Origin of the sequence: Domibacillus indicus (assembly GCF_000970685.1) — a bacterium.
Taxonomy (GTDB): domain Bacteria; phylum Bacillota; class Bacilli; order Bacillales; family Domibacillaceae; genus Domibacillus; species Domibacillus indicus.
This window is the reverse complement of sequence record NZ_LAJB01000003.1, coordinates 134,812-158,145: the sequence shown is the minus strand read 5'-3', so window position 1 is coordinate 158,145 and position 23,334 is coordinate 134,812. Positions and strand designations below refer to the sequence as shown.

Annotated in this window: 22 protein-coding genes; 18 read left to right on the top strand and 4 right to left on the bottom strand. The window is 47.3% G+C overall.

The window, feature by feature from the left end:
* The first annotated feature begins 27 nt into the window (after positions 1–27).
* From VP98_RS05160 to VP98_RS05130, 7 genes are all read left to right on the top strand, one after another.
* Positions 28–597, top strand: coding sequence for a dihydrofolate reductase family protein (locus VP98_RS05160; RefSeq protein WP_046174282.1), 570 nt, complete (start codon positions 28–30; stop codon positions 595–597).
* A 546-nt stretch (positions 598–1,143) separates the two neighbouring features.
* The gene (locus VP98_RS05155; RefSeq protein ID WP_046174281.1) at positions 1,144–2,658 is read left to right on the top strand and encodes a sugar ABC transporter ATP-binding protein; all 1,515 of its coding nucleotides are present in this window, start codon (positions 1,144–1,146) and stop codon (positions 2,656–2,658) included.
* A 12-nt stretch (positions 2,659–2,670) separates the two neighbouring features.
* Positions 2,671–3,705 (top strand): ABC transporter permease, encoded by a 1,035-nt coding sequence (locus VP98_RS05150; protein WP_046174280.1) that lies wholly within the window; start codon positions 2,671–2,673, stop codon positions 3,703–3,705.
* A gap of 1 nt (position 3,706) precedes the next feature.
* Complete coding sequence (locus VP98_RS05145; protein WP_046174279.1) at positions 3,707–4,714, top strand: ABC transporter permease; 1,008 nt, start codon at positions 3,707–3,709, stop codon at positions 4,712–4,714.
* Positions 4,715–4,772: 58 nt separating this feature from the next.
* Positions 4,773–5,834: a rhamnose ABC transporter substrate-binding protein gene (gene rhaS / locus VP98_RS05140; RefSeq protein WP_046174278.1), complete on the top strand. Its 1,062-nt coding sequence runs from the start codon at positions 4,773–4,775 to the stop codon at positions 5,832–5,834.
* Positions 5,835–6,045: 211 nt separating this feature from the next.
* On the top strand, positions 6,046–6,360 hold the full coding sequence (gene rhaM, locus VP98_RS05135) for an L-rhamnose mutarotase (RefSeq protein WP_046174277.1): 315 nt from the start codon (positions 6,046–6,048) through the stop codon (positions 6,358–6,360).
* A 39-nt stretch (positions 6,361–6,399) separates the two neighbouring features.
* A complete protein-coding gene (locus VP98_RS05130; RefSeq protein ID WP_046174276.1) occupies positions 6,400–7,161 on the top strand; it encodes a DeoR/GlpR family DNA-binding transcription regulator in 762 nt (253 codons plus the stop codon).
* A gap of 43 nt (positions 7,162–7,204) precedes the next feature.
* Here the strand turns inward: VP98_RS05130 and VP98_RS05125 are convergent, their stop codons facing one another.
* Positions 7,205–7,897: a TerC family protein gene (locus VP98_RS05125; RefSeq protein WP_046174275.1), complete on the bottom strand. Its 693-nt coding sequence runs from the start codon at positions 7,895–7,897 to the stop codon at positions 7,205–7,207.
* Positions 7,898–8,243: 346 nt separating this feature from the next.
* On the opposite strand from VP98_RS05125, the gene VP98_RS05120 reads away from it, so the two are divergent.
* Complete coding sequence (locus tag VP98_RS05120) at positions 8,244–9,080, top strand: VOC family protein (RefSeq protein WP_046174274.1); 837 nt, start codon at positions 8,244–8,246, stop codon at positions 9,078–9,080.
* A 132-nt stretch (positions 9,081–9,212) separates the two neighbouring features.
* Here the strand turns inward: VP98_RS05120 and VP98_RS05115 are convergent, their stop codons facing one another.
* Positions 9,213–11,486, bottom strand: a complete 2,274-nt coding sequence (locus VP98_RS05115) for a glycoside hydrolase family 3 C-terminal domain-containing protein (protein ID WP_046174273.1) — start codon at positions 11,484–11,486, stop codon at positions 9,213–9,215.
* Positions 11,487–11,589: 103 nt separating this feature from the next.
* Between VP98_RS05115 and VP98_RS05110 the strand changes: the two genes are divergently transcribed.
* The 5 genes from VP98_RS05110 (at position 11,590) to VP98_RS05090 (ending at position 17,845) form a co-directional block, all read left to right on the top strand.
* Positions 11,590–12,717 carry a helix-turn-helix domain-containing protein gene (locus VP98_RS05110; protein ID WP_197076556.1) on the top strand — a complete coding sequence of 376 codons (1,128 nt, stop codon included), beginning with the start codon at positions 11,590–11,592 and terminating at the stop codon, positions 12,715–12,717.
* Between the two features lie 178 nt (positions 12,718–12,895).
* Positions 12,896–14,608 carry a thiol reductant ABC exporter subunit CydD gene (gene cydD / locus VP98_RS05105; RefSeq protein WP_046174272.1) on the top strand — a complete coding sequence of 571 codons (1,713 nt, stop codon included), beginning with the start codon at positions 12,896–12,898 and terminating at the stop codon, positions 14,606–14,608.
* The gene (gene cydC / locus VP98_RS05100; protein WP_046174271.1) at positions 14,605–16,305 is read left to right on the top strand and encodes a thiol reductant ABC exporter subunit CydC; all 1,701 of its coding nucleotides are present in this window, start codon (positions 14,605–14,607) and stop codon (positions 16,303–16,305) included. Before cydD ends, cydC begins: the two co-directional genes overlap by 4 nt.
* 71 nt (positions 16,306–16,376) lie before the next feature.
* The gene (locus VP98_RS05095) at positions 16,377–16,904 is read left to right on the top strand and encodes a helix-turn-helix domain-containing protein (protein ID WP_046174270.1); all 528 of its coding nucleotides are present in this window, start codon (positions 16,377–16,379) and stop codon (positions 16,902–16,904) included.
* Positions 16,901–17,845 carry an alpha/beta hydrolase gene (locus VP98_RS05090; RefSeq protein ID WP_046174269.1) on the top strand — a complete coding sequence of 315 codons (945 nt, stop codon included), beginning with the start codon at positions 16,901–16,903 and terminating at the stop codon, positions 17,843–17,845. Before VP98_RS05095 ends, VP98_RS05090 begins: the two co-directional genes overlap by 4 nt.
* Before the next feature lie 254 nt (positions 17,846–18,099).
* Here the strand turns inward: VP98_RS05090 and VP98_RS05080 are convergent, their stop codons facing one another.
* Positions 18,100–18,822, bottom strand: coding sequence for a 3-ketoacyl-ACP reductase (locus tag VP98_RS05080; protein WP_046174267.1), 723 nt, complete (start codon positions 18,820–18,822; stop codon positions 18,100–18,102).
* A gap of 129 nt (positions 18,823–18,951) precedes the next feature.
* On the opposite strand from VP98_RS05080, the gene VP98_RS05075 reads away from it, so the two are divergent.
* From VP98_RS05075 to VP98_RS05055, 5 genes are all read left to right on the top strand, one after another.
* The gene (locus VP98_RS05075) at positions 18,952–19,233 is read left to right on the top strand and encodes a heavy metal-binding domain-containing protein (protein ID WP_052712140.1); all 282 of its coding nucleotides are present in this window, start codon (positions 18,952–18,954) and stop codon (positions 19,231–19,233) included.
* Complete coding sequence (locus VP98_RS05070) at positions 19,217–19,657, top strand: HXXEE domain-containing protein (protein WP_046174265.1); 441 nt, start codon at positions 19,217–19,219, stop codon at positions 19,655–19,657. Before VP98_RS05075 ends, VP98_RS05070 begins: the two co-directional genes overlap by 17 nt.
* Positions 19,658–19,793: 136 nt before the next feature.
* Positions 19,794–20,252, top strand: coding sequence for a small multi-drug export protein (locus VP98_RS05065; protein ID WP_046174264.1), 459 nt, complete (start codon positions 19,794–19,796; stop codon positions 20,250–20,252).
* 5 nt (positions 20,253–20,257) lie between these two features.
* A complete protein-coding gene (nfsA, locus tag VP98_RS05060) occupies positions 20,258–20,986 on the top strand; it encodes an oxygen-insensitive NADPH nitroreductase (protein WP_082087840.1) in 729 nt (242 codons plus the stop codon).
* Entirely contained in the window at positions 20,983–22,200 is a 1,218-nt protein-coding gene (locus VP98_RS05055) for a hypothetical protein (protein WP_046174262.1), read from the top strand. The genes nfsA and VP98_RS05055 overlap by 4 nt, the downstream gene beginning before the upstream one ends.
* 48 nt (positions 22,201–22,248) lie before the next feature.
* Here VP98_RS05055 and VP98_RS05050 read toward each other — a convergent pair whose 3' ends face one another.
* Complete coding sequence (locus VP98_RS05050; RefSeq protein WP_046174261.1) at positions 22,249–23,022, bottom strand: PAS domain S-box protein; 774 nt, start codon at positions 23,020–23,022, stop codon at positions 22,249–22,251.
* Between the last annotated feature and the right edge of the window lie 312 nt (positions 23,023–23,334).

The window sequence follows — 23,334 nt, the reverse complement described above, 5'->3', positions numbered from 1 at the left end:
ATCTGAATGGTAAAAGGATGAATAGTTATGACAAATAATATAAAACAGAGAAGAATAATTTTAGATTTAGCAGTTACTTTAGATGGATTTATTGAAGGGAAAAATGGAGAAGTTGATTGGTGCATTATGGACCCTGATATGGGGTTTACTGATTTCTTAAATCAAATTGATACTATTTTATATGGTAGAAAAAGCTACGATTTATGGGGACAATATATTCCAAAAAATGAAGACCCTGATACCGAAAAGGAAATTTGGAAATTGGTTCATAGTAAAAAGAAATATGTTTTTTCCAGAACACAAAATGAGATTGATAATCAAGCAATATTTATAAATGATAATATTCATGAAGAAGTAAATAAATTGAAGAAAAAGTCTGGTAAAGACATCTGGCTATATGGTGGAGCGAGTCTCATTACAACTTTTATAAATTTGGGGCTTGTTGATGAATTTAGATTATCTATTCACCCTGTTGTTTTGGGAGAAGGAAAACCGTTGTTTATTGATTTAAAACAGAGGATAAATTTAAAAATGGTTAATACAAGAACATTTTCCTCTGGCGTTGTGCAAATAATTTATCATTGGAATGGTAGCTAAAAAAATCTTTCACTCCAAAGATATATTGTAATAAATATTATAAGGTAATACTCAACAGTAGTTTCACCTATTGAACTAAAGGGGAATCCATAAATAATGGGTTCCTCTTAATATTATGGAATTATCAACATTAAATTTTAACAGAGCCTTTCTAAAAAAGCGGGCATGAAAAAGCATGCTCGTTCTTCCCTTTCTCATTCGGAAAAAAACATGAACCGGGCGTTACCGGCTGAAATTGTCCGCAGATGCCGCCTTTTCTATGCCTGGGCCAAGCTCGTTGCGCTCGCCATCTTGCTAAAGGCCTGGGTGTTCATAAATATGTGGAGGAGATATAGGCAGTATCTTATTTCAATAAAATTTATGGCGTGATTTCTTCGGAATCATGCCATTTTTTATGAAAAAATCTGCTCTTTGTCGAAGCCGCCATTCCCTTTTCGGCTGTTTTTCCGAAAAATGACCCCCTTTTTCCGATATTCGTCACCTTATGAAAGCGCTTCATAAAACATAAAATACGATTAACAGCCATTAGCAGAAGGGGGAATGAACATGTCTGAGTACGTATTGGAGCTAAAGGGAATTACCAAGCGGTTTCCCGGTGTGACGGCGCTTAACAGAGTTCACTTTAAGCTGAGAAAGGGCGAGATACATGCGCTGATGGGGGAAAACGGCGCGGGAAAATCAACTTTCATTAAAGTGATTACCGGTGTGCACGCGCCGGACGAGGGAGAAATTTTCCTGGATGGAAAGCCGATTGCATTTTCCAATCCGACTGAAGCCCAGGCGGCCGGCATTGCGGCTATTTACCAGCATGTCACAAATTACCCGGATTTGAGTGTAACGGAAAATATTTTTATGGGGCATGAGAAAGTGCACCCAAAAACAAAACGCCTTCTGTGGAAGGATATGTATCGGGAAGCAAAAGCGATTTTGAAGCAGCTTGGCTCCTCGATCGATCCGAAGCGTGAAATGGGGACACTCAGCGTGGCCCAGCAGCAAATCATTGAAATTGCCAAAGCCATTTCAACAAACGCACGCATTATTATTATGGATGAACCGACAGCAGCACTCACCGCCAGAGAAAGTGAGGATTTATACCGGATTGCAGAAAGCCTGCGGGATCAGGGAACATCCATTATCTTTATTTCACACAGATTTGAAGACATGTACCGGCTTGCAAGCCGGGTAACGGTCTTCCGGGATGCGAATTACATTGGATCGTGGGACGTTGATGAAATTACGAACGACCAGTTAATTGTCGCGATGGTCGGGCGCGAAATTACGCAGGTGTTTCCTCATAAGAAACATCCGATTGGTGAAGAAGTACTGAGGGTGGAAAACCTCGGGAAAATCGGCTATTTCGCGGATATCTCCTTTTCGCTGCGGCGGGGTGAAATTCTCGGGCTGACGGGGCTGGTCGGAGCCGGGCGGACCGAAGTATGTGAAGCGCTTTTCGGCATTACAAAATACGATACCGGCAGCGTGCACTTAAAAGGGCAAAGACTTGCTGTCCGCCGCCCGAAGGACGCGATGAAGCTTGGAATCGGCTATCTGCCGGAAGACCGACAAAAGCAGGGGTTAATCCTGCAGTGGGGGATTGGACGGAATATTACACTGCCGGCCTTAGAACGATTCTCCAATAAAGGCTGGCTCACTGAAAAAAATGAAGCACAGCTGGCCAGGCAGTTAGCTGAGAAAGTGCATGTAAAAGCCAAGAGCATCTTTGACCTGGCAGGCTCACTGTCCGGCGGCAACCAGCAAAAGGTGGCGGTGGCAAAGCTGTTAACCGCCGGCCTTGATGTCATTATTTTAGACGAACCGACAAAAGGAGTGGATATTGGAGCCAAATCCGCCATTTATGAAATTATTCAGGACCTGGCGATGCAGGGCTACGGCATCATTATGGTGTCTTCTGAGATGCCGGAAGTAATCGGCATGAGTGACCGGATCGCTGTGATGCGGGAAGGACGCATTACAAGAATGCTCCAAAAAGAAGAATTCTCCCAGGAAGCGATTTTGGAGGCGGCCATGAGTGAAGCGCCGGGGAAAACGAAAGCGGGATAAGGAGGGGTACAGATGGCTGTTCATACAGCAAATGCGCCGGCGGCAGAATCTGCTGCCAAAAAAGAATCAAAGCTTGCCGGCCTGGCGAAATTCCGTGAATTGGGCCTGCTGGCATTTATTTTATTGCTGGCTATTGGCGTACAGATTCGAAACCCGAGTTTTTTAACGATCGAAAACGTAATGGATATGGCAACCAATACAGCGATATTATCCATTTTGGCAGTCGGCATGATGCTTGTTCTAGTGACAAGAGGCATTGATTTATCGATCGGAGCGACACTTGCTCTATCGGGCATGCTGGTTGCCCAAATTGTGAGTGCCAGCGCTGGCTTTTCACCGTTACTGGCAGTTATCACTGGAATAGGGATAGGCACCGTATGCGGACTTGTCATCGGCGGACTGGTTGCCTGGCTCGGTGTTCTGCCGATTATTGCAACGCTGGCGATGATGAATATTTACCGTGGATTTACCTATATGGCCAGTGACGGGAAATGGATCAGCTCGTATCAGATGCCGGAAAGCTTTGTCGGCATCGCAACAAGCAGCGTGCTGGGGATTAATACACTTATTTTAATTGCTCTCTTTATTTATATAGCAGCGTATTACTTTATCGGCCATACCCGGACCGGGCGCCAGATTTATGCGGTGGGCAGCAATCCGGAATCGGCCAAGGTAACGGGAATTAACGAAAAGAAAATTCTCATTCTTGTTTATACGTTAATGGGCGGCCTGTCGGGGCTGTGCGGGGTGCTCTGGGTATCCAAATTTGCTTCGGCCCAGGGAGACACGGCGTCAGGCTATGAGCTCAGCGTGATTGCAGCTTGTATTCTGGGAGGAGTCAGCATTGCGGGCGGTTCCGGCAAGCTGAGCGGCGTAATTTTAGGAGCGGTATTAATCGGTATTTTAAACAATGCCCTGCCGATGATGGATGTGTCGCCGTTCTGGCAAAAAGGAATAGAAGGCACAATTATTTTAGGCGCGGTTCTGTTAAACGCAGCTGTGAAACGCGGCGTAGAACGAAATCATTTGCTGAGAAGGAGGATTTAACATGGAGCCAAAAACCATCCAGCCCTATACACAGCGGACACTGGAAGCAGACCGCCCGTTTTCAGCGAAACAGTTTTTTTTGCAATGGGAGTGGCTGCTCGCATTCATCCTGATTGGCGTTATCGCACTCAATACAAGTCTTTCCCCTTACTTTTTAAATATTAGCAGCCTGAGAGATGCGACTATGGTATTTCTGGATAAAGCATTTATCGTCTTTCCGATGGCGCTCATTATGATTATGCGGGATATCGACATTTCCGTCGGATCAACGGTCGCTCTGTCCTCCGTTGTGATGGCTGTGGCATATAACAGCCTTGGTGTCCCCATGGGAGCCGCTGTTGTTATTTGCTTAATCGTCGGTGCACTTTGCGGACTGATGAACGGACTTTTGATTGTGAAATTCAAGGAATTATCAGCTGTTATTATTACACTGGCAACCATGATTTTGTACCGGGGAATTGCCTACATTATTTTAGAAGACCAGGCATCAGGCAGCTTCCCGGAATGGTTTGGCTTCTTCGGCTGGGGTTATGTGTACGGCATTCCGTTTATTTTGATTTTGTTTATCCTTGCAGCACTGCTGTTTGGGCTGCTGCTTCATAAAACAACCTTTGGGCGCCATATTTATGCAATTGGCCATAATGATGTCGCCAGCCGGTTCTCCGGCGTCAATGTAGACCGCACAAAAGTGATTGTATTTACACTGGCTGGATTGATGGCCGCTGTTACCGCCATTTTCCTCGCTTCCCGGATGGGCAGCACGCGGCCGAACATTGCCAATATGTATGAGCTTGATGTTATCGCCATGGCGGCACTCGGAGGCATCAGCACAGCCGGCGGCAAAGGCCGTTTAATCGGCACCGTCATTGCGGTTTTTATCGTCGGCTATCTTCAATATGGGCTTGGCCTTATTAATATTCCATCGCAGACACTGCTCATTGTAGTGGGGGCATTGCTGCTGTTTGCGGTCATTGTGCCAAAATTGAATATACCGCGCTTTAAAAAATAGGTATCCGCAGGCACTGCCTGTTTATACAATTTAAAATTCGAGCAAGGGGGAGCAGGTTATGAAGAAATATTGGACGCTGATCTTATCACTGGTACTTGTATTCTCAATTTTGTCTGCCTGCAGCCAGGGCAGTCCGGGCGGCAATGCATCTAACGAATCGGGGGGAGATTCAGAAGGAGAAAGCGGCGGATCGAAAAGGTATGCATTTATCTTTAAAAACACAGGCAACCCATATGGTGAAAAAATGATGCAAGGTTTTGAAGAAGCGGTTAATGAACTTGACGGCGAAGCCATTCTGCGTGCACCGGATCAGCCGACCGCAGAAGGACAGATTCAAATTATCGAGCAGCTGATTACACAGAAGGTGGATTCAATCGTGATTGCAGCAAATGATCCAGACGCGCTCCAGCCGGCGTTAACGAAAGCGATGGATGCGGGCATCGAAGTTATTTCTGTTGATTCAGCCGTGAATACGGACAGCCGTGTGACGCATGTGAATCAGGCAGATCCCGAGGCAATCGGCCGCATTCAAATTGAAGCGATTTCGGAAATGGTTGGCGGAAAAGGGCAAATCGCGGTATTGAGTGCAACGTCGCAGGCAACAAACCAGAACCTGTGGATTGAATATATGCAAAAAGAATTGGAAAAGCCGGAGTACAAAGATCTTGAGCTTGTAAAGGTAGCATACGGAGACGATCTGCGTGACAAAAGTGTGTCTGAAACAGAAGCGCTGTTAAAAACGTACCCGGATTTAAAAGGAATTATTGCCCCGACAACGGTGGGAATTGCGGCTGCAGGGAAGGTATTGACCGATAAAGGGCTTGGCGGAAAAGTTGCTTTAACAGGGCTTGGACTTCCGAGCGAAATGGCCAGCTATATTGAAAGCGGTGTATCTCCGTGGATGTATTTATGGAATCCAATCGATGTCGGCTATGCGGCAGGCCATACAGCGGCGGCACTTGTAAATGGCGATATGGAAGGGAAAACCGGAGACACGTTTGAAGCCGGACGGCTTGGCCAAAAAGAAGTTGTAGAGGATGGAGAAGGAACACAGGTAATGCTCGGAGAACCATTTAAATTTGATAAAGAAAACATCGGTGAATGGAAGGACGTTTATTAAACAGAATGAAAATCCAGCAGGCCCTGAAAAGGTGCTGCTGGATTTTTTATTCGTGATTTTAACGGTTTAAGCGTGAGCCGGGTTTATTTAGAGTTATTGCACCGGCCAGCTCATTTATTACGCCAGATCTGAAAAGGTTTATTTTTGAAAGGGTATTCAAAAATAAACAAAAATAAGTTATGATAAAACAAAAAGAAACGGAGTGCTGAAAATGATTCGCAAAGCGAGTGTTATGACAGTATACAAAGATCAATATGAGGAGTACAAAAAGCGCCACGATGAGCTCTGGCCGGAGATGGCAGCGGAATTAAAAGCGCACGGAGCCCATAATTATTCCATTTTTTTAGAAGAAGAAACCGGCAAACTGTTTGCGTACGTGGAAGTGGAAAGCGAAGAAAAATGGGCGGGAATGGCGGAAACGGAAATTTGCCAGAAGTGGTGGGCGTATATGGAGCCGCTTATGGAAACCAATCCGGATAACAGCCCGGTATCCAGAGAGCTCAAAGACGTATTTTATTTGGCGTGATACAATAAACAAAAACAAACAAAGGTCAGGTGCAAATTGATGCTGGTAGCAGAGAGACATCAAAAAATTGTCGAGCTGGTAAATGAACGCTCAAGCATCCGAGTATCGGAGCTGAGCGATATTTTTTCCGTCACGGAAGAAACGATCCGGCGCGATCTTGAAAAGCTGGAGAAGGAAGGAAAGCTGCAGCGGAGCCATGGCGGTGCTGTGAGTATACAGGAGGAAGAAGCGGAAATTCATTTTTCCGAGCGGGTTATTACCAATGCAGATGAGAAAAAAGCCATTGCCTATGAAGCGGCCAGGCGGGTAGTAGAAGGGGACCGCATTATTTTGGATGCGAGCACAACCGCCTGGTACATGGCGAAGGCTCTTCCGAACATGAGGCTGACGGTTATAACCAATTCGATGAAAGTCATGATGGAATTAAGCAAAAAAGAAAAAATCAGTGTGATTTCAACGGGCGGCATGCTTTTGCCAAAGTCGCTTTCTTATGTGGGTCCTCTGGCAGAGCGCTCGCTTGATTTATACCATGTAAACAAAACCTTCTTATCATGCAAAGGGGTTCATTTGGAAACAGGACTGAGCGATTCAAATGAGCAGCAGGCGCTGCTGAAAAAGAAAATGATCGAGCAGTCGGACCATGTTATTTTAATGGCGGATTCAAGCAAATTCGGCAGGCGCGCTTTTTCTTTAATTGTGCCGCCGGGAGAAGTAAACGAAGTCATTACAGACGAAGGAATCGATCCTTCCGAAAAACAAACACTGCATGAGCGGAAGATCGAGGTGACCATTGTAACGTAAAAAAACAGCCTGCCCGGTAGAACGGGCAGGCTGCTCTTTGTTTTTACAGAGAATCCTCTGATGGAATCTCGTTATGTTTGGCGCGTTCAATGCGGCGCTGCTTCAGTGTGCCGGCAAGCAGGATACCGGCAACAATGACAAGCTCAAAGCCGTATTTCAGGTACGGGCTGATAAAGTAATCAGCCAGGAACGGCTCGCCGACAATCATTTTTGAAGCCGTCCAGCCAAGAATGCCGGCACCGATCATAACGATAACCGGAAAACGCTCGATCAATCGCAAAATCAGCGTGCTGCCCCACATAACAACAGGAATGGAAACAAGCAGGCCGATCATGACAAGCAAAAAGTCTCCCTGAGAAGCGCCCGCAACCGCAAGCACATTATCAAGCCCCATTAAGGCATCGGCAATAATAATGGTTTTAACAGCGCCCCACAGCGAATTGGCTGCTTTTACGTCTTCATGCTCATCTTCCTCGACTAAAAGCTTGTAGGCAATCCATACAAGCAGAATGCCGCCAATTAAATGAAGTCCAGGAATTTCTAAAAGATAAACAACCAGCAATGTGGCAATTGTCCGAATAATAATTGCCCCGACAGCGCCCCAAAGAATCACCTTTTTTTGCTGATCTTTCGGAAGCTTTCGCGCTGCAAGGCCAATTAGAATAGCATTATCTCCAGCGAGAACGAGATCAATGACAATAATGGAAAGTAAGGCTGTAAAAAATTCTGTTTCCATTCTTTTTCCCCCTTTTCAAAAACAAAAGAGACCTCCACCATTATAAAATGGCAAAGGTCTCGCTAAACACTAAATAATTAGGTCAATAAAGCCGGAGGAAATAATCCACGTAATGACGACTTTATTTCAGTTCCCTGACGCTACTCCCCTTTACGATAAAGGCGGTATATAATTGGCTGTCTTTTACCTGCTGCTTTATTATAGCAGGTAGGGAAAAGAAAAAAAAGCATCTTATTTTCTTCTTTTTGCTGCTTGTATTCCGGGCTTGACTTATTTAATAATATGTTTTTATAATAAGTTACGTAAAGTAACCAAAAACAAAAAGGTTACAAAGAGGAGATTAAATATGAACCATTTTCATGAACGGCCGAATACGTTTGTTGGAGAAGTAAATATAAATGTAACCAATTTATTCCGTTCTATTGACTTTTATACAAAAGTCATTGGTCTGAAGGTATTAAAACAGTCAGAACGGCAGGCTGTGCTGACAGCGGATGGACAAACAGCGCTTGTGACACTGGAGCAGCCGGAAGGTGTGATGCCGAAGAAGGGGCGGACAGCAGGGCTTTATCATTTTGCGATTTTATTGCCCGAGCGAAAAGATCTGGCGGTTTTCCTGCGCCATTTGCTGAAAACGGGCTGCCAGTTTGGGGCGGCAGATCATTATGTGAGTGAAGCCATTTACATTGACGATCCCGATGGAAACGGCATTGAAATTTACCGGGACCGTCCATCCTCAGAATGGACATGGAATAACGGGCTTGTTGACATGGCCACGGTTCAGCTTGATGGAGACAGCATTCTGGCTGAAAGTGACGAAGAATTTACAGGTCTTCCGGGCGGTACCATTATGGGGCACCTTCATTTGCATATGTCCAATCTTCCTGAAGCAAAAAACTTCTATGTAGACGGACTTGGCTTTCAAATCGTGAGTCACTACCCGCAGGCTATTTTTACATCAACCGGCGGCTACCATCATCATATTGCCTTAAACACATGGCAGGGAACCGGCATCCCGCGCCGGCCTGAAAACTGTGTTGGCCTGAACTGGTATACGCTTGTGTTTTCAGACGAGGAAGCAAGAGAAAAAGCGGCAGCAAGGCTTAAAGGAATTGGCGCAAAAGTAAGCCCGCAGTATATAACGGAAGACCCGGCCGGCATTCAAATTCGGCTCGTTGTATAAAAGAAGGCACATTAGCCTGAAAACTATCAGGCTTCAGGAAAATAAAACGATTCACTAAAATTATCTTTTCTTAAAAAAGACTGCAGGCGCTGCCCGCAGTCTCAGCTTCTCAAAAGAGGAGCTTTTTTATATTTATTTTTGCACGGCTTTTTCTTGCAGCGAGACGTTGAGCTCGTCAATAAATTCGTTCATCTCGGCTTCACTTACGGCATTGCCTGTGAAAGCGATCAGCGCGCGCAGCGGCAGGTATTTCATCATGGCCGCCATCATATCGTTTTCTTCTGCGCTCTCTTCCGGAAGCGAGAACGGACTGCCGGCAGTTGCTTTTTCAACAAATGCTTTCGCAGCCGGGTAATGCAGGACGTCTCCAACAGTTGTGTTGCGATGGACCCGCTTCACAACCGGTACGGTTGAAGTGACATGCACGGTTTCTTCAAGCAGAATGTCGGCGGAAGAGGAGCCGATCAACAGCGAAAAGTCCCCCGTTTCCACGTGCCAGTCCGCAAGATCCGTATTGTAGTAGGCAAAAGCACGTTTTCCGAGCGTAAACGTGACCGTTGCTTCCTCGCCTGGCTCAAGGTTTACTTTTTCAAAGCCTTTTAATTCTTTTTCCGGACGGATCACCGTGCTTTCCCGGTCACGGACATACAGCTGTACTACTTCCTGACCGGCCATCTTCCCGGTGTTTTTCACCTTCATGGTTACTGTAACGGTGTCGGTGTCGAGGAGTTCTTTTTTATCTACCTGTAAATCCGAATAAGCAAATGCTGTGTAGCTGAGGCCGAAGCCGAACGGGAAGAGCGGCTCGATTTGCTTTTTATCGTAATACCGGTAGCCGACAAACAGGCCTTCTTTGTACTCGACTTTGTCGCCTTCACCCGGGAAGTTTAAGTGAGACGGGTTATGGCTCAGCTTTTGCGGGAAGGTTTCCGCCAGTTTTCCGCTTGGGCTTACCGCGCCAAACAGCAGGTCGGCGATCGCGCCGCCCAGTGCCTGCCCGCCAAGATATCCTTCAAGCACGGCTGAAACCTGGCCAAGCCACGGCATTTCCACCGGCGCGCCGTTGCTCAAAACAACAACAACATTTTTCTGCACAGCAGCCACTGCCTGAATAAGAGCAGTGTGATTGGCAGGCAGGTGCAAATGCTTCCGGTCATAGCCCTCTGATTCGTAGCGGTCCGGGAGTCCGACAAATAAAAGAGCTGTGTCGGCTGAAGCTGCCGCCTGCTGTGCTTCTTCCAGTAATAAAGCATCCACTTCATCGCTCATAACGTCGTAGCCTCGCGCATACACAGCTTCAGCCTCTTTCGCGATTTCTTCAAAAATATTTTCCAGCTTTGTCGGCTTAATATGGGAGCTGCCGCCGCCCTGATAGCGAGGTTTCTGGGCAAACTCGCCAATCACGGCTACTTTGCTGCTTTTAGCAAGAGGGAGGATTCCGTCGTTTTGGAGCAGCACCATGCTTTCACGCGCTGTTTCCCTGGCAAGCTGATGATGTGCTTCCTGATCGTAGGAAGCATTGTTTTTTTGATGCGCCGCCACTTTGAAAATAATTTGCAAAATCCGTTTTACTGCACGGTCCAGCACTTCTTCGGGCAGTGTGCCATTTTGGACAGCTTCGATAACTTTTTTCTCCCCGGCTCCATGGCTGGCCGGCATTTCGAGTTCGAGCCCTGCCGCCACCGCGTCTGCCCGCTCGTTAACGGCTCCCCAGTCAGATACCACAAAGCCTTCAAAGCCCCACTCGTCTTTTAAAATATCGGTTAACAGCCGTTTGCTTTCCGATGCGTATTCACCGTTTACTTTATTGTAAGAGCTCATGACCGTCCACGGCTGGGCCTGCTTCACTGCTTCTTCAAAGCTGGCCAGATAAATTTCGCGCAGCGTACGCTCATCTACAACCGCATCCACCGACATACGGCGGTGCTCCTGGTTATTAACAGCGAAATGCTTCAATGATGTGCCAACGCCCTGGCTTTGAACTCCTTTAATATGGTGAGCCGCCATTTGAGAGGAGTGATACGGGTCTTCTGAAAAATATTCAAAATTGCGTCCGCAAAGAGGCGAACGCTTAATATTGGCACCCGGACCGAGCAGGACGCCGACTCCTTCTGCCTGGCACTCTTCACCGAGAGCCGCGCCGACCCGTTCAATCAGTGACCGGTTCCAGGAGCTTGCCATACCGGCGGCTGACGGAAAGCAGGTAGCGGGCACACTGTCAAACAAGCCAAGGTGGTCAGCGCTTGTATCCTGCTTGCGCAGCCCGTGCGGTCCATCGGTTACCATTATGGATGGAATCCCCAATCGTTCGACTCCTTTTAAATGCCAGAAATCAAGACCGGAACACATGCCGGCTTTTTCTTCGAGGGTCATTTGATCAATTAATGCGTTTACATTTTGATTCATGCTCAGCTTCCTCCTTGTGTTGTTTTATGTATCTTATAAAAATAACCGATATAATGATGGTATATTTATGTTATTTTTGGTAAATACCCACGAAAGAGTGAGCATGGTGACAAATCTTGAAGTGAATTGCCGGCTTTTATCCCGGGCCTTTGGTGTGCCTGTGGTTTTGGCAGATGAAAAAGACATGTTTTATCAAAATGTCCTGCGCGGAATAAGCCCATCCGCAGAATATCCGTCCGTGATGGTGACCCCCTATAGGGAGCAGTTTTTCAGTTTTGCAGCACCTGATGGGCAAAAAATTGTCGGCGGTCCGTGCCTTCCTGAAGAAATAAGCGACAGACGGAGCAGCGAATTGGCCGGAGGGTTAAATGCCCGCCAAAAGCGGCGCGCTGATTATTATCGTACTCTTCCAGTTATTGAGAGAAAGCAGTGGGAGGGCATGGCACGGCTTGCGTATTTTACTGTGCATGGAACAGAGCGTGCGGTGCAGGAGCAAAATGCAGGCATGACGATAGAAAACCCTGATCTGCGCGTGTCCGAACGAAAGCAGTCGATGTCGTTTCATCACGATCCCTCACATGAGCAGAAGCTGATGTCCTTTATCCGTAAAGGCAATGTCCGGGAAGTGAAGAAATTAGTGCAGTCCGGTCCGGAGGATGGAGGGGAATTCGGTGTACTTTCCAGGTCCAGTTATGTACGTAGCCAGAAAAACCTCGCCATCGCTTCTATTACACTTGCGACCAGGGCGGCAATGGAGGGCGGAGTGTACCCGGAAATGGCCTACACGCTCAGCGATGTCTACATCCAGCGTCTCGAGGAATTGTCAGAAGTGAGGCAGGTGGATCAGCTGGTACAGGAGGCACTTTGTGCGTTTGCCGGACGGGTTCAGCGGGCAAAAAACAAAGAGATGTCTCCAGTGATTGTAAAATGCCAGCGCTACATTAATGAGCATGTGTACGAGCCGCTCAGCCTCACGCGGATCGCCCATTATGCAGAGCTGTCGCCTTCCCATGTTTCAGCTGCTTTTAAAAAGGAAACGGGGTTCACGGTAAGCGAAGCCATTCAGAAAGCGCGTATAGAAGAAGCGGAAAGCCTGCTGATGCTGACTGCCCACCCGATTGCGGTCATTGGCGCCTGGCTGCAATTTACGGACCAGAGCCATTTTACGAAAGTGTTTAAAAAATATACCGGCCAGACACCGAAACAGTACCGCCAGGCTGCCCGCTTCTAAAACGAACGGGAAAAACGGTTATTCTTATTTTTTTATCATGGTATGATTGAACAAATTATGAAGAAAGCTGAAAAACCGGATGAAGCAGATGAATAAGAAGCATTTTAGGAAGGACTCTTTTAGGCGAGAATGATATGGTAAATGTTTTCGCATTTTGAAAGGTGGACATGATAAATTCATGAAAGAGCTTCGAAAATGGGCATCTGAACAAAAAGGAATCATGGCAGCAATTTTTATTTTATCGATATTGCTGGGTGCAGTCATTGTAGGGCAGTCTTACTTTTTAGTTCATATTATAGATGAAATCTTTTTACAGAAAGCCTCCTTCGATACGATTGTGCCAATGCTTGGCTTTTTGCTCGGCTTCATGCTTCTTCGGCCGGCAATTGCTTATGTGAATGCCAGATGCGGTGTTGCAATGTCATCGAATGTAAAGCGGCGCATTCGGGCGGCACTGCTTGAAAAGTGGACTAAGAACCCGGTGCAAACAGCCATTCAAGGTCAGTCCGGCAGTAAAATAACGGTGCTGATGGAAGCGGTTGACGGATTGGAAAGCTACTTTCGGGAATATATGCCGCAGGTTGTGAAAGCATCGGTGGTGCCGCTGATTTTGCTGGCAGCCGTGCTTTACACACATGTGTGGAGCGGGCTTATTATGATGATCACAGCACCGTTTATTCCGCTTTTTTATATTATTATCGGCCTTAAAACCCAGAAAAAATCGGAAGAGCAGCTCGATCAGCTGGCTGCTTTTTCAGGGCAATTTTTAGATACGCTGCAGGGGCTGCAGACATTGAAGCTGTTTGGCCGGTCTGCGGAGCAGCGGGAAAGGATTCAGCAAAGCAGCCTTGGCTTTCGGGATGCAACAATGAAAGTGCTGAAAATTGCTTTTGCTTCGACCTTCATGCTTGAGTTTATCTCCACGCTCAGCATCGGACTGATTGCTCTTAATATCGGTCTTCAGCTTGTCGTGTTTAATAGTGTTTCGTTTGTTTCGGCGTTTTTTGTGCTCATTTTGGCACCGGAATACTACGCCGCTCTGAAAGAATTGGGAGCTGCCTTTCACACAGGGCGAGGCAGCCTTGGAGCGGCGGAAAAAATAAAAGCAGAGCTGGAAAGCGTCTCTCAGCCGGTTAAATGGGGGAGCAGGCCAGTGCCGGCGCGGCCGGCACTGGAATTGAAACAAATAAACTTCCAATATAGCGGGGGCTTTGCGCTCAAAAACATTAATATGAAAATTCCTCCCGGTGCCCGCGCCGCCATTATCGGAGCGACCGGCTCGGGCAAAACGACGCTTTTAAACATAGCAGCGGGGCTGTTTGATCCGCCTGAGGGAGAAGTACTGATTGATGGACAGCCGCGGAATTTGTTCAGCGAATCATCCTGGTTTGGAGAAGTAAGCTATATTTCACAGCATCCGCACCTGTTTTCCGGAACAATAGAAGAAAATATCCGGATGGGCATGCCGGCTGATACAGCGCGGCAGGACATTGAGGCGGCAGCGGAAAAAGCCGGGCTGTCCGAGCTGCTCGCGGAGCTGGAAGAAGGGCTGGATACGAAAGTCGGCGAAGCAGGAAGGGGTCTGTCCGGCGGGGAAAAGCAGCGGGTGGCGCTTGCCCGCGCGTTTTTAAAGCAGCCGTCACTTGTTTTATTTGATGAGCCGACAACGGGGCTCGATTTAAAGACTGAACGGATTTTACAGCGGTCAATTGATGAACTGGCCAGGAGAGCTTCAATCGTAACGGTGGCTCACCGCCTGCACACCATTCAACAGGCGGACATTATTTTCCTGCTGAAAAACGGAGAAATAGAAGCGGCAGGCACGCATTCAGACTTAATGAAATCCAGTGAAGCCTACCGGGCGATGACGGGAGGAGGTGCAGCAGGATGAAACAGCTTATAGCAATTATGATAAAAGAAAAGCGGGATATCTGGCTGTCTGTTTTGCTTGGTGCTGTGGCCGGGCTGACTTCCGTTGCGCTGTTTGGTCTGAGCGGCTTTTTGATTTCCAAAGCAGCCTTACAGCCGCCGCTTTACATTATTACGGTCATGGCCGCCCTGGTAAAGTTTTTAGGTGCTGCGAAGGCGGGAAGCCGCTATGCGGAAAGATACGTATCCCACCGGGCGACCTTTACCATTTTAAGCAATTTGCGGGTGTCGTTTTATGAAAAGCTGGAGCCGCTTGCCCCGCAGATTTTTGGCAGGTACCGGAGCGGCGATTTGCTGGCGCGCATAGTCGGTGATGTGGAAACGCTGCAAAACTTCTTTTTGAGAGTGTTTTACCCGCCGCTTGTGCTTGTCATTGTTTTTTTGAGCACGATCTTTTTCACGCTTTTTTATTCCGTCTGGATCGCCCTTTTACTGCTTGCGGGACTTTTGTTAACCGGCTTTGTAATTCCGGGCCTTCTGGCGCTTCGGCAGCGGGCCGTAAAGCAGGGCATCCGGCAGCGGCGTGCGGACCTCTCTGCCGACGCTGCCGAGCTGCTGTACGGCTTTCGTGATTTAAAGCTGCATCAGACATTGACGGAAAAACATGCTCAGCTGCTGCATACGGCAGATCTATATGTAAAAGAGCAGGAAAAAGAAGGGCTGTCCGCAGCTGGAGGCCAGGCACTGAATACTGCTGCCGCCATGGCTGTTTCCTTTGTTGTACTGGCGCTCGGCGCGTACTTTGTCACAATCGGCGAGCTGGATGGCCTGTTTTTAGCTATGCTTGTGATGATTTCATTAAATATCTTTGATAACGCAGTGCCGATGGCCGTCTTTCCGGCACACTTTGAAGATACGAGGCAGGCGGCAGGCCGGCTGTTTTCCATAGCGGCTGAAGAGCCGCCGGAAATAAAAACAGGAATGCTGGAGCAGAAGGAGACTTTTTCGATTGAATGGCGTGATGTGACATTCACATACCCCGGTGAAGCGCGGCCGGCACTGAAAAACGTTTCAATCTCTATGCCGGCGGGCACAAAAACGGCTGTTGTCGGGCCGAGCGGGTCTGGCAAGTCAACCATTCTGCAGCTTTTGCTGGATATGCACCAGCCAGAGGCAGGGGATATTTTGCTCGGTGAAAGATCCATAAAAGAGGTGCGGCCAGAAAGCATCTGGTCCAAAACAAATGTAATGCTGCAGGCCAATCATTTTTTTTACGGCACAATCCGTGACAATTTGCAAATTGCAGGTGATGACGTAACAGAGTCAGAAATGAAAGAATCCCTCCGGCTTACAGCACTGCCTTTTGGTCTTGACGATCCGGTATTGGAAAAAGGAGAAAACCTGTCCGGCGGCGAAAAGCAGCGGCTGGCGATGGCTCGCTTGTTTTTAAAGCGAGCACCGGTCTGGCTTCTTGATGAACCGTCTTCTTCGCTGGATACATTAACCGAGAAACAGATTTTTAAAGAGCTTTTTAAGAAAGCAGAAGGAAACACGCTTTTGCTGATCAGCCACCGGTTAACGGGGCTCGAGAAAATGGACCAAATTGTCGTCATGGAGCATGGGCAAGTGGTGGAGGCGGGAACATTTGCTCAATTAATGGCGAAGAAGGGATATTTTTATGAATTAAAGCAGATTGAAAAAAGTGTGCTTAATGATTAAGCGCATTTTTTTTATTGATTTTTACCGTAAATGATATTATTATTAAAATTAATAACAATAGAGGTGAGCAGATGAGTGCGTCGAAATTAAAAGTGATTTTACATCCCGTCCGCATGAAAATGATCCAGTCCTTTGTAAACCAAAGGAAGCTGACCGTTCAGCAGCTGTCGGAGCGAATTCCGGATGTGCCGCCGCCGTCTCTGTACCGCCATATGAATACCTTGCTTGAAGCGGGATTTGTTGAAGTAGTGGAGGAAAATCCAATACGCGGCACTGTAGAAAAAGTGTATGCGCTGAAGGAGCAGTCACCGGATGATTTTTTAAGCCTGTCCAGGGAAGAGCATGTTGATTTATTTACTGCATTTGCAGCTCAGCTGATTGGCTCGTTTGAACGCTATGTAAGCAGCGAAAAAGCAGATTTTCTAAAAGACGGCGCAGGCTACCGGACCGCCGAGCTCCACGTAACGGATGAAGAGTTTCAGGAACTCATACAGCAAATGGGCGCTCTGATTATGAAAGCCGCGCAGAATAAGCCGTCGCCGGAGCGAAAAGTAAAGCAGCTTTCGACCATTATTATTCCAGAGGGGGAGCAGTCATGATCGAAAAAGAAATTTTGATTGAACAGGAGATTTTTGGCACGCTCGCAGCACCAGAACAGGAAGGAATAAAGCCGGCGATCCTGCTGATTGCGGGGTCAGGGCCGATTGACCGGAATGGCAACGGGCCAAAAGGAAAATACCAGACGAATTTATACCGGGATTTAGCTCGTTTTTTCACAGGACTCGGCTTTGTGACATTCCGCTATGATAAGCCCGGCACCGGCAAGAGAAAAGGGAGCCTGCTCGAGACGGGTTTATCCGATTTAGTGCACGATGCCAAAAAAGCGGCCGCCTTTTTGCAGGAACAGCCGAATGTGAACCAGGTGATTATCTGCGGCCACAGTGAAGGGACGATTATTGCAACAGAGGTGGCTGCTGCTATGAAGGTCGATGGGTGCATGCTTTTATCCGGAGGTGTCGACAATTTAATGCAGGCGCTTTACCACCAGCGCCAGCAGGCGTACCGTGAATTGTTCGCGATGCCCGGCTGGAAGGGCTGGGTAAACCGGAAGCTGAAGGTTGATGAGAAAAATGAAAAGAAAACGGAGAAAATGTTTCAGAAGATGAAGAGCTCCAGCCGTGATACGGTCCGTATCCAGGGCATCCGGCAGCCGGCAAAATGGTTCCGTGAGCATGACGCTTATGATACGCGGGCTGCGCTGCGCCAGGTTGCCTGCCCGGTGTTTGCGCTGCATGGCGATAAAGACCCGCTTGTAGAAAGCTCTGTTCTTGCGGAGCTTTCAGGACTCGTGCAGGGAAAGAGCGAGTACCATATTGTAGCGGATATGGAGCACGGCCTGCGGGTTCAAACCGAGCCGAAAAGCATTTTGAAAACAAAAAAATTGATGAAAACCGTGCTGGAGCGCCCTCTTCATAAAGAAGGGCTGGCCGTGATGAAGGTGTGGCTGGACCGTTTTTTACAGAAACAGAAATCGGCATAATTCAATCCAAAATAAAAAGCAGGAATGCGGGTTTCCCGCATTCCTGCTTTTTGCTTTTTACCGGTCCGCTCTCTGCTGTCCATGGCTCACGGCCGGTATTTCATATTTTCGGGCGGTTTTTCGTATGCGAAGGACGGATAGCTGCTTTTACCGCCCCAGGCAGATCAAATACCGCCCAAAACTTTCAATATACCGCCTCAAGGACCGCTGCTTCTGCTGTATTTCCTGCCCAGAATGCAGCCGGCGCTCATTTTTTACGGATTTGTTGACCAAAGGCCTGCGGATTTAATAAACGTGCGGCTGTTCAGCTTCAGCTGGGCAACAACAAACTCGGCAATGTCTTCCGGCTGCATGACTTTGTCCGGATTGCCATCCGTCAAGTTATTTTCAACAGCCAGATCGGTTGCGACAGTGCTTGGAGTCAGCGCGCTGACCCGGATGTTATGCTTGCGCACTTCAAGCGCAAGTGATTCGGTCAGACCGAGGACTCCGAATTTGGAGGCGCTGTAGGCACTTGTAACCGGTGCGCCTTTTTGTCCGGCTGTGGAAGAAATGTTAATAATGTCGCCTGACTTTTGTTCGATTAAGTCCGGCAGCACTGCCCGGGTAACATTGTAAACGCCCATCAGGTTGACATCGATGATTTTTTTCCATTCTTCTGGATCAAGGTCGAGGAATCCGCCAAAGGTAGCGATACCAGCATTATTAATTAAAATATCCACTCCGCCGAGCGTATTTTTTAATTTGTCAGCAGCTGCTGTGACATCCTTTAAATCTGCTACATCCGCTGCTGCATACGCTGTTTTAACCTGTGCTTTTGCCCCAAGCTCTTCCGCAGCTGTCTGTACATGGGCTTCTGTCCGTCCGATCAGTCCAATATGTACCCCTTCCGCCGCAAGTGCCTCCGCAATCGCGCGCCCGATACCGCGTCCGCCGCCTGTAATAATCGCTTTTTTTCCCTGTAATGATTGTGCCAAAATGAGTTCCTCCTTCAGGAAAATCTTTTCGCTTTATCATATCAATCCCGCTTCATAACAACAAAGGATTTGCTTTTCATTTTTTTAGTTATATGGTTAAATTAGGAAAAAGGGGAGGATTCTTTGTTGATGATAACAACTGCCGTCCTGCAGGGAGGTGTGGCAGAAAGCTGCAAAGAAATTGTTGGAGCAGAGACGGTTATGGAAGCAAATATCGTACGCGGCCAGAGCGGTGCCTGTGTGAAGAAAGCAACGAAAGCCCTGAAAAATGCTGCTGATGAAATGAAAAAGCAGGCGGAAGCTCCGGGCGCCAATGCCATTATTGGCATCGGTTACGACTTTGAAACAATCGGGCAGGGAATGGTTATGTTTGCAGCAGCGGGGGCAGCGGTTTATGCAGTCCGTCAGTAAATGGCTGCTGCCTGTTTTGTTTCTCGTTCATAATGTGGAAGAAATGCTCGGGATGCCCGCTTTTCTGAACAGCCGCTTTGAGACGCTTCTTATTACCCGGCGGCAGTTTACAGCGGCGGTAGTGCTGCTGACAGCTCTTGTTTTCTTTTTTGTTTTTTTTCTGGGGCATTCAACGGCGCGGCTGCTATTTGTATACGGCGCAATCTTTTTTAATGCCCTCCAGCATATCGTGCTGGTGATCGGTTGGAAGGTGTACCATCCGGGCGCTCTCTCGGCAGCGGCCATTATTCTGGCTTTTCTTTTCTGGCTAAAGCAGGCGGAAGTGCCTCTTGGAAAAAGAAAAACCCGTTGGACGCTGCTCGGCAGCCTGCTTGCCGGTCCTCCTGCAGTATGGCTGTCCCTGTGGATAGGAAGCTGGTTTTAAAAAAGCTGAACCGGTCCAGTCTCTGGATCGGTTTTTTAATATGTCTGCTGGCAGTCTCACTATTCTGAAAGCCTTACAGTTGCGTGAATAATAGCCCTTCGTTAAAGTAAAGATACTAGCTGATGGAGGAAAAAGAATGCGACTTGTGGAGTATTCGCTTGTTTTTATTGCTGCTGCGATTCCGTGGATGGAAATTGCGCTGGTGATTCCAGTTGGAATTGTCCGCGGCCTGTCCCCTTTTTGGGTGATGCTGCTCGGATTTACAGGAAATATGCTGACAGTGCTTATGCTGATTTTTGGCTTTTCAAAAGTAGAAGGATGGATGAAAAAAAAGTTTGAACATAAAGGGATGAAGCAAAACAGACAAATGGAACGGGCCAGGCGGATCATGAACAAATACGGGCTGCCGGGACTTGCCCTGCTTGGACCTTTATTTATCGGGACCCACATTGCCGCATTTATCGGGCTGTCGTTCGGTGCGGAAAAAAAGTGGACAACCCTATGGCTGACAATCAGCATCGGCCTGTGGACCCTTATTATCGGTATTGCGACAATGCTTGGATTTGACTTTTTTATTCAAAAAACGGAAGGATGATCATTATGCTTGATTTATTAAAATCCCATGCGTCAGTTAGAAAATATACAGATGAACCGGTAACAGATGAACAGCTGCATGAGCTGATTGAAGCGGCTCAAGGAGCGGCTTCCTCCCACTTTGTGCAGGCGTACTCGATTATCGATGTCACGGATGGAGAAAAGCGTGAAAAGCTGGCCGAGCTTTCCAAAAATCCTGTGCAGATTAAAGGAGCGGCGCGTGCTCTTGTATTTTGCGCCGACTTAAAAAGGCTTGATTACGCGGCGAAAAAGCATGGCAAAACAGTCGAAGCCGGCACCGCTGAGAGTTTTATGGTCGCGGTAATTGACACAGCGCTGCTGGCGCAGAATTTTGCTGTGGCAGCCGAGTCAAAAGGCTACGGAATCTGCTATATTGGCGGAGTGCGCAACAATCCGGGCCCGATCAGCGAACTGCTGAACCTGCCGGAGCATGTAATCCCGCTGTTCGGCTTTACATTCGGCATACCGGCACAGGAAAATGAAGTAAAGCCGCGCCTTCCTGTTCAAGCGATTTTGCATACGAATGAGTACAACGAAGAAAAATACGAATCGCTCCTCGATGAGTATGACGAGGTAATCCGCCAGTATTATGCAAGCCGGTCAACGAATAACAAATCGGCAGGCTGGACAGAGGGGATGGCCGATTATTTATCAGAGCCGCGTCGTGCGTATATGCTTGATTTCGTGAAAGGAAAAGGGTTTTTAACAAAATGATAAGCGGGCAGCTGCAGCAATGGACGGATATCATTCAGGGAAAATTCGGACTTGGAGAATATATCTGTTTTGAAACAATTACAACATATGAAAAAAATGACTGGAACGAAACCGACTATCGTTTTACAACGGAGTGGCTGCCGCCTGGAGCTGCGGGCCGGTCAGAAGATGAATCCAATCCGAAGGGCACGGCTGTTATCGAGCTGAACGCCAGAACCGGGGGGCTGAACAGCGTCATTTTTGTTGGCGGGAAAGCACCAAAACACGGAATGACGTTTTTAACGGGCGAGAAAGAGGAAGTGATCCGCTGGGTGGAGCAGGAAACCGGCTGGACATACGGAAATCAATTTATTGATGCCGGGCCGGGAGATCACACGTTTTCCTTTCAAACCGCATATAAGGGCATCCCGGTTTCACCGGAAGGGTTTATTGCGGTCTCGCTTGATGAACAAAAAAAGCTGACGTTCTTCTCTGTGTACGGCCGCGTTCCGGAGCAGGCAGAGGAACCGGCTTTTCATTTAACCGCAAAGACGGTGGAACCGCTGGCGAAAGAGCGGCTGGTTTTTGTTGAATACCCATCAGCAGAAGAGAAAAAGTGGCTGCCGCTTTTTATGATTGATGATGTATGGGTTGACCATCATACCGGGGAAGTCATTGAGGAAAAGCGAGAGATTCTCACCTGGAAAACGGCAAAAAACAAAAAAATAAAACGAAAGCTTGTACAGATGGCACCGACAGATATTGAGCCGGACCGTTTGTTTCAGTTTCCGCCTCACCCTGACACAAAGCCGATCACGAAAAAGGCGTATGCGAAAATACGGGAAGCCTGCACAGAATTTCTTCAGACCTATGTACCGAAAGAAAGCGGCGATTGGGCTTTATCCGGTGTGAAGCGGGCAAACGGGATGATCGAAGCAAGGCTGACAAATACAAGGGACATTTCGGTTGTTCCGCGTATGTGGAAGCTTGTCCTCGACAAAGATTCCTATCAATTGGCCAATTACCAGGACAGCAGTTGGATGATCGAACCCTATGAAGAATTTGAGAAAGCGGCCCGTCCTGTTTTGTCTAAGGAAGAAGCATTTGAAAAACTAAAGCCATATGTAAAGGTGACACCGGCTTATGTATTCGATGGAACCGCCTATCAGCTGAGAGGGAAACTGGACTCCCACACAGCGGTTCACGCGGTAACGGGAGAGCTTATCCATTTTTAATAAAAAAGCAAAGCCTGGCTTCAGCAGGCTTTGCTTTTTTATTTGTGATTAAGTGGCCAGCTGTTCCTGATGTTCTACACCTAACAGGCGGAGGGCATCTTTTACAGTCGATACGGTCGGTGTGGAATCAAAATTCGCCCCTATTTCCAGGGCGGCCAGGGCGGTTTCCGGCCTTAACCCGGTTAAGATCGTACGCACGCCGAGCAGTGACAGCACTTCGTTGATTTTAAATATATACTCCGCAACCAGAGAATTCAGATTATAAATGCCGGAGAAGTCAAGAATGAGGCACTCGACGTTTTGCTTCTGTACTTTGAGGGGAACAGCATCCAAAAGCTGCTGGGCTCTTTCCTCATCAATAGAACCAATTAAAGGCAGCACAGCGATCCCGTCCAAAAGAGGAACGAGTGTGGAAGACAATTCATTTATTTGCCTGGACATTTCTTTCTGCTTTTTCTCGAAAGCTCTTCTGTCGCTTATATCCCGCACATAAGTCTGAATCGCTTTTGTATCTCCCATTAACACCGGGTGGCAGTACAGTTCCACCTCAACAGCCGTTCCATCCATCCGGTAAATGGTTTCCTCGATTACCTTTGCCGGCTGTTCGTAAGCGGAGTCTATTCTTTTTTCTATTGCCAACTTGGAGGATTCTTTAAAAATATCTAAAGGGCTGGCCCCGATAATCTCTTCTTTTGATGCTCTGAAAAATAGTTCTGCTGCATGATTAATATAAATGATTTTAAGCTGTGAATGAATAATTAACGGCTCCAGAGCATATTCAATCACCTGTTTATAGTCAATAGCTGAAACACTTTCACCCATAGAGTTCACTCCCAAATTCATGTTAGATCAATTTCCTGACTCATTTAAGTGCATGTAAATTACATAAGTAATATGAAAAAAAATTATGATATGTTTTTCACTATTGTTCCCATTGTAGCACAATTTTTAGTCCGAAAAAGTTTCATACAATTATCATGGGAAATGTAAAAAAAAAACATTGGAAAAGATAATAGTAATAGGCTTATTTTTCTGTTTTTAAGATTGGAAGACTTCATATCTAGTTTTTGAACAATTACATCTGTTTTTTAACTATTCAAAAAATAAAACCGACTTTATGATTTCAAATGTAAG

Bases quoted from the DNA above. Each gene is read 5' to 3' on its own strand.
- VP98_RS05160 (WP_046174282.1), top strand. From the start codon at position 28: ATGACAAATAATATAAAACAGAGAAGAATAATTTTAGATTTAGCAGTT.
- VP98_RS05155 (WP_046174281.1), top strand. From the start codon at position 1,144: ATGTCTGAGTACGTATTGGAGCTAAAGGGAATTACCAAGCGGTTTCCC.
- VP98_RS05150 (WP_046174280.1), top strand. From the start codon at position 2,671: ATGGCTGTTCATACAGCAAATGCGCCGGCGGCAGAATCTGCTGCCAAA.
- VP98_RS05145 (WP_046174279.1), top strand. From the start codon at position 3,707: ATGGAGCCAAAAACCATCCAGCCCTATACACAGCGGACACTGGAAGCA.
- rhaS (WP_046174278.1), top strand. From the start codon at position 4,773: ATGAAGAAATATTGGACGCTGATCTTATCACTGGTACTTGTATTCTCA.
- rhaM (WP_046174277.1), top strand. From the start codon at position 6,046: ATGATTCGCAAAGCGAGTGTTATGACAGTATACAAAGATCAATATGAG.
- VP98_RS05130 (WP_046174276.1), top strand. From the start codon at position 6,400: ATGCTGGTAGCAGAGAGACATCAAAAAATTGTCGAGCTGGTAAATGAA.
- VP98_RS05125 (WP_046174275.1), bottom strand. From the start codon at position 7,897: ATGGAAACAGAATTTTTTACAGCCTTACTTTCCATTATTGTCATTGAT.
- VP98_RS05120 (WP_046174274.1), top strand. From the start codon at position 8,244: ATGAACCATTTTCATGAACGGCCGAATACGTTTGTTGGAGAAGTAAAT.
- VP98_RS05115 (WP_046174273.1), bottom strand. From the start codon at position 11,486: ATGAATCAAAATGTAAACGCATTAATTGATCAAATGACCCTCGAAGAA.
- VP98_RS05110 (WP_197076556.1), top strand. From the start codon at position 11,590: ATGGTGACAAATCTTGAAGTGAATTGCCGGCTTTTATCCCGGGCCTTT.
- cydD (WP_046174272.1), top strand. From the start codon at position 12,896: ATGAAAGAGCTTCGAAAATGGGCATCTGAACAAAAAGGAATCATGGCA.
- cydC (WP_046174271.1), top strand. From the start codon at position 14,605: ATGAAACAGCTTATAGCAATTATGATAAAAGAAAAGCGGGATATCTGG.
- VP98_RS05095 (WP_046174270.1), top strand. From the start codon at position 16,377: ATGAGTGCGTCGAAATTAAAAGTGATTTTACATCCCGTCCGCATGAAA.
- VP98_RS05090 (WP_046174269.1), top strand. From the start codon at position 16,901: ATGATCGAAAAAGAAATTTTGATTGAACAGGAGATTTTTGGCACGCTC.
- VP98_RS05075 (WP_052712140.1), top strand. From the start codon at position 18,952: ATGATAACAACTGCCGTCCTGCAGGGAGGTGTGGCAGAAAGCTGCAAA.
- VP98_RS05070 (WP_046174265.1), top strand. From the start codon at position 19,217: ATGCAGTCCGTCAGTAAATGGCTGCTGCCTGTTTTGTTTCTCGTTCAT.
- VP98_RS05065 (WP_046174264.1), top strand. From the start codon at position 19,794: ATGCGACTTGTGGAGTATTCGCTTGTTTTTATTGCTGCTGCGATTCCG.
- nfsA (WP_082087840.1), top strand. From the start codon at position 20,258: ATGCTTGATTTATTAAAATCCCATGCGTCAGTTAGAAAATATACAGAT.
- VP98_RS05055 (WP_046174262.1), top strand. From the start codon at position 20,983: ATGATAAGCGGGCAGCTGCAGCAATGGACGGATATCATTCAGGGAAAA.
- VP98_RS05050 (WP_046174261.1), bottom strand. From the start codon at position 23,022: ATGGGTGAAAGTGTTTCAGCTATTGACTATAAACAGGTGATTGAATAT.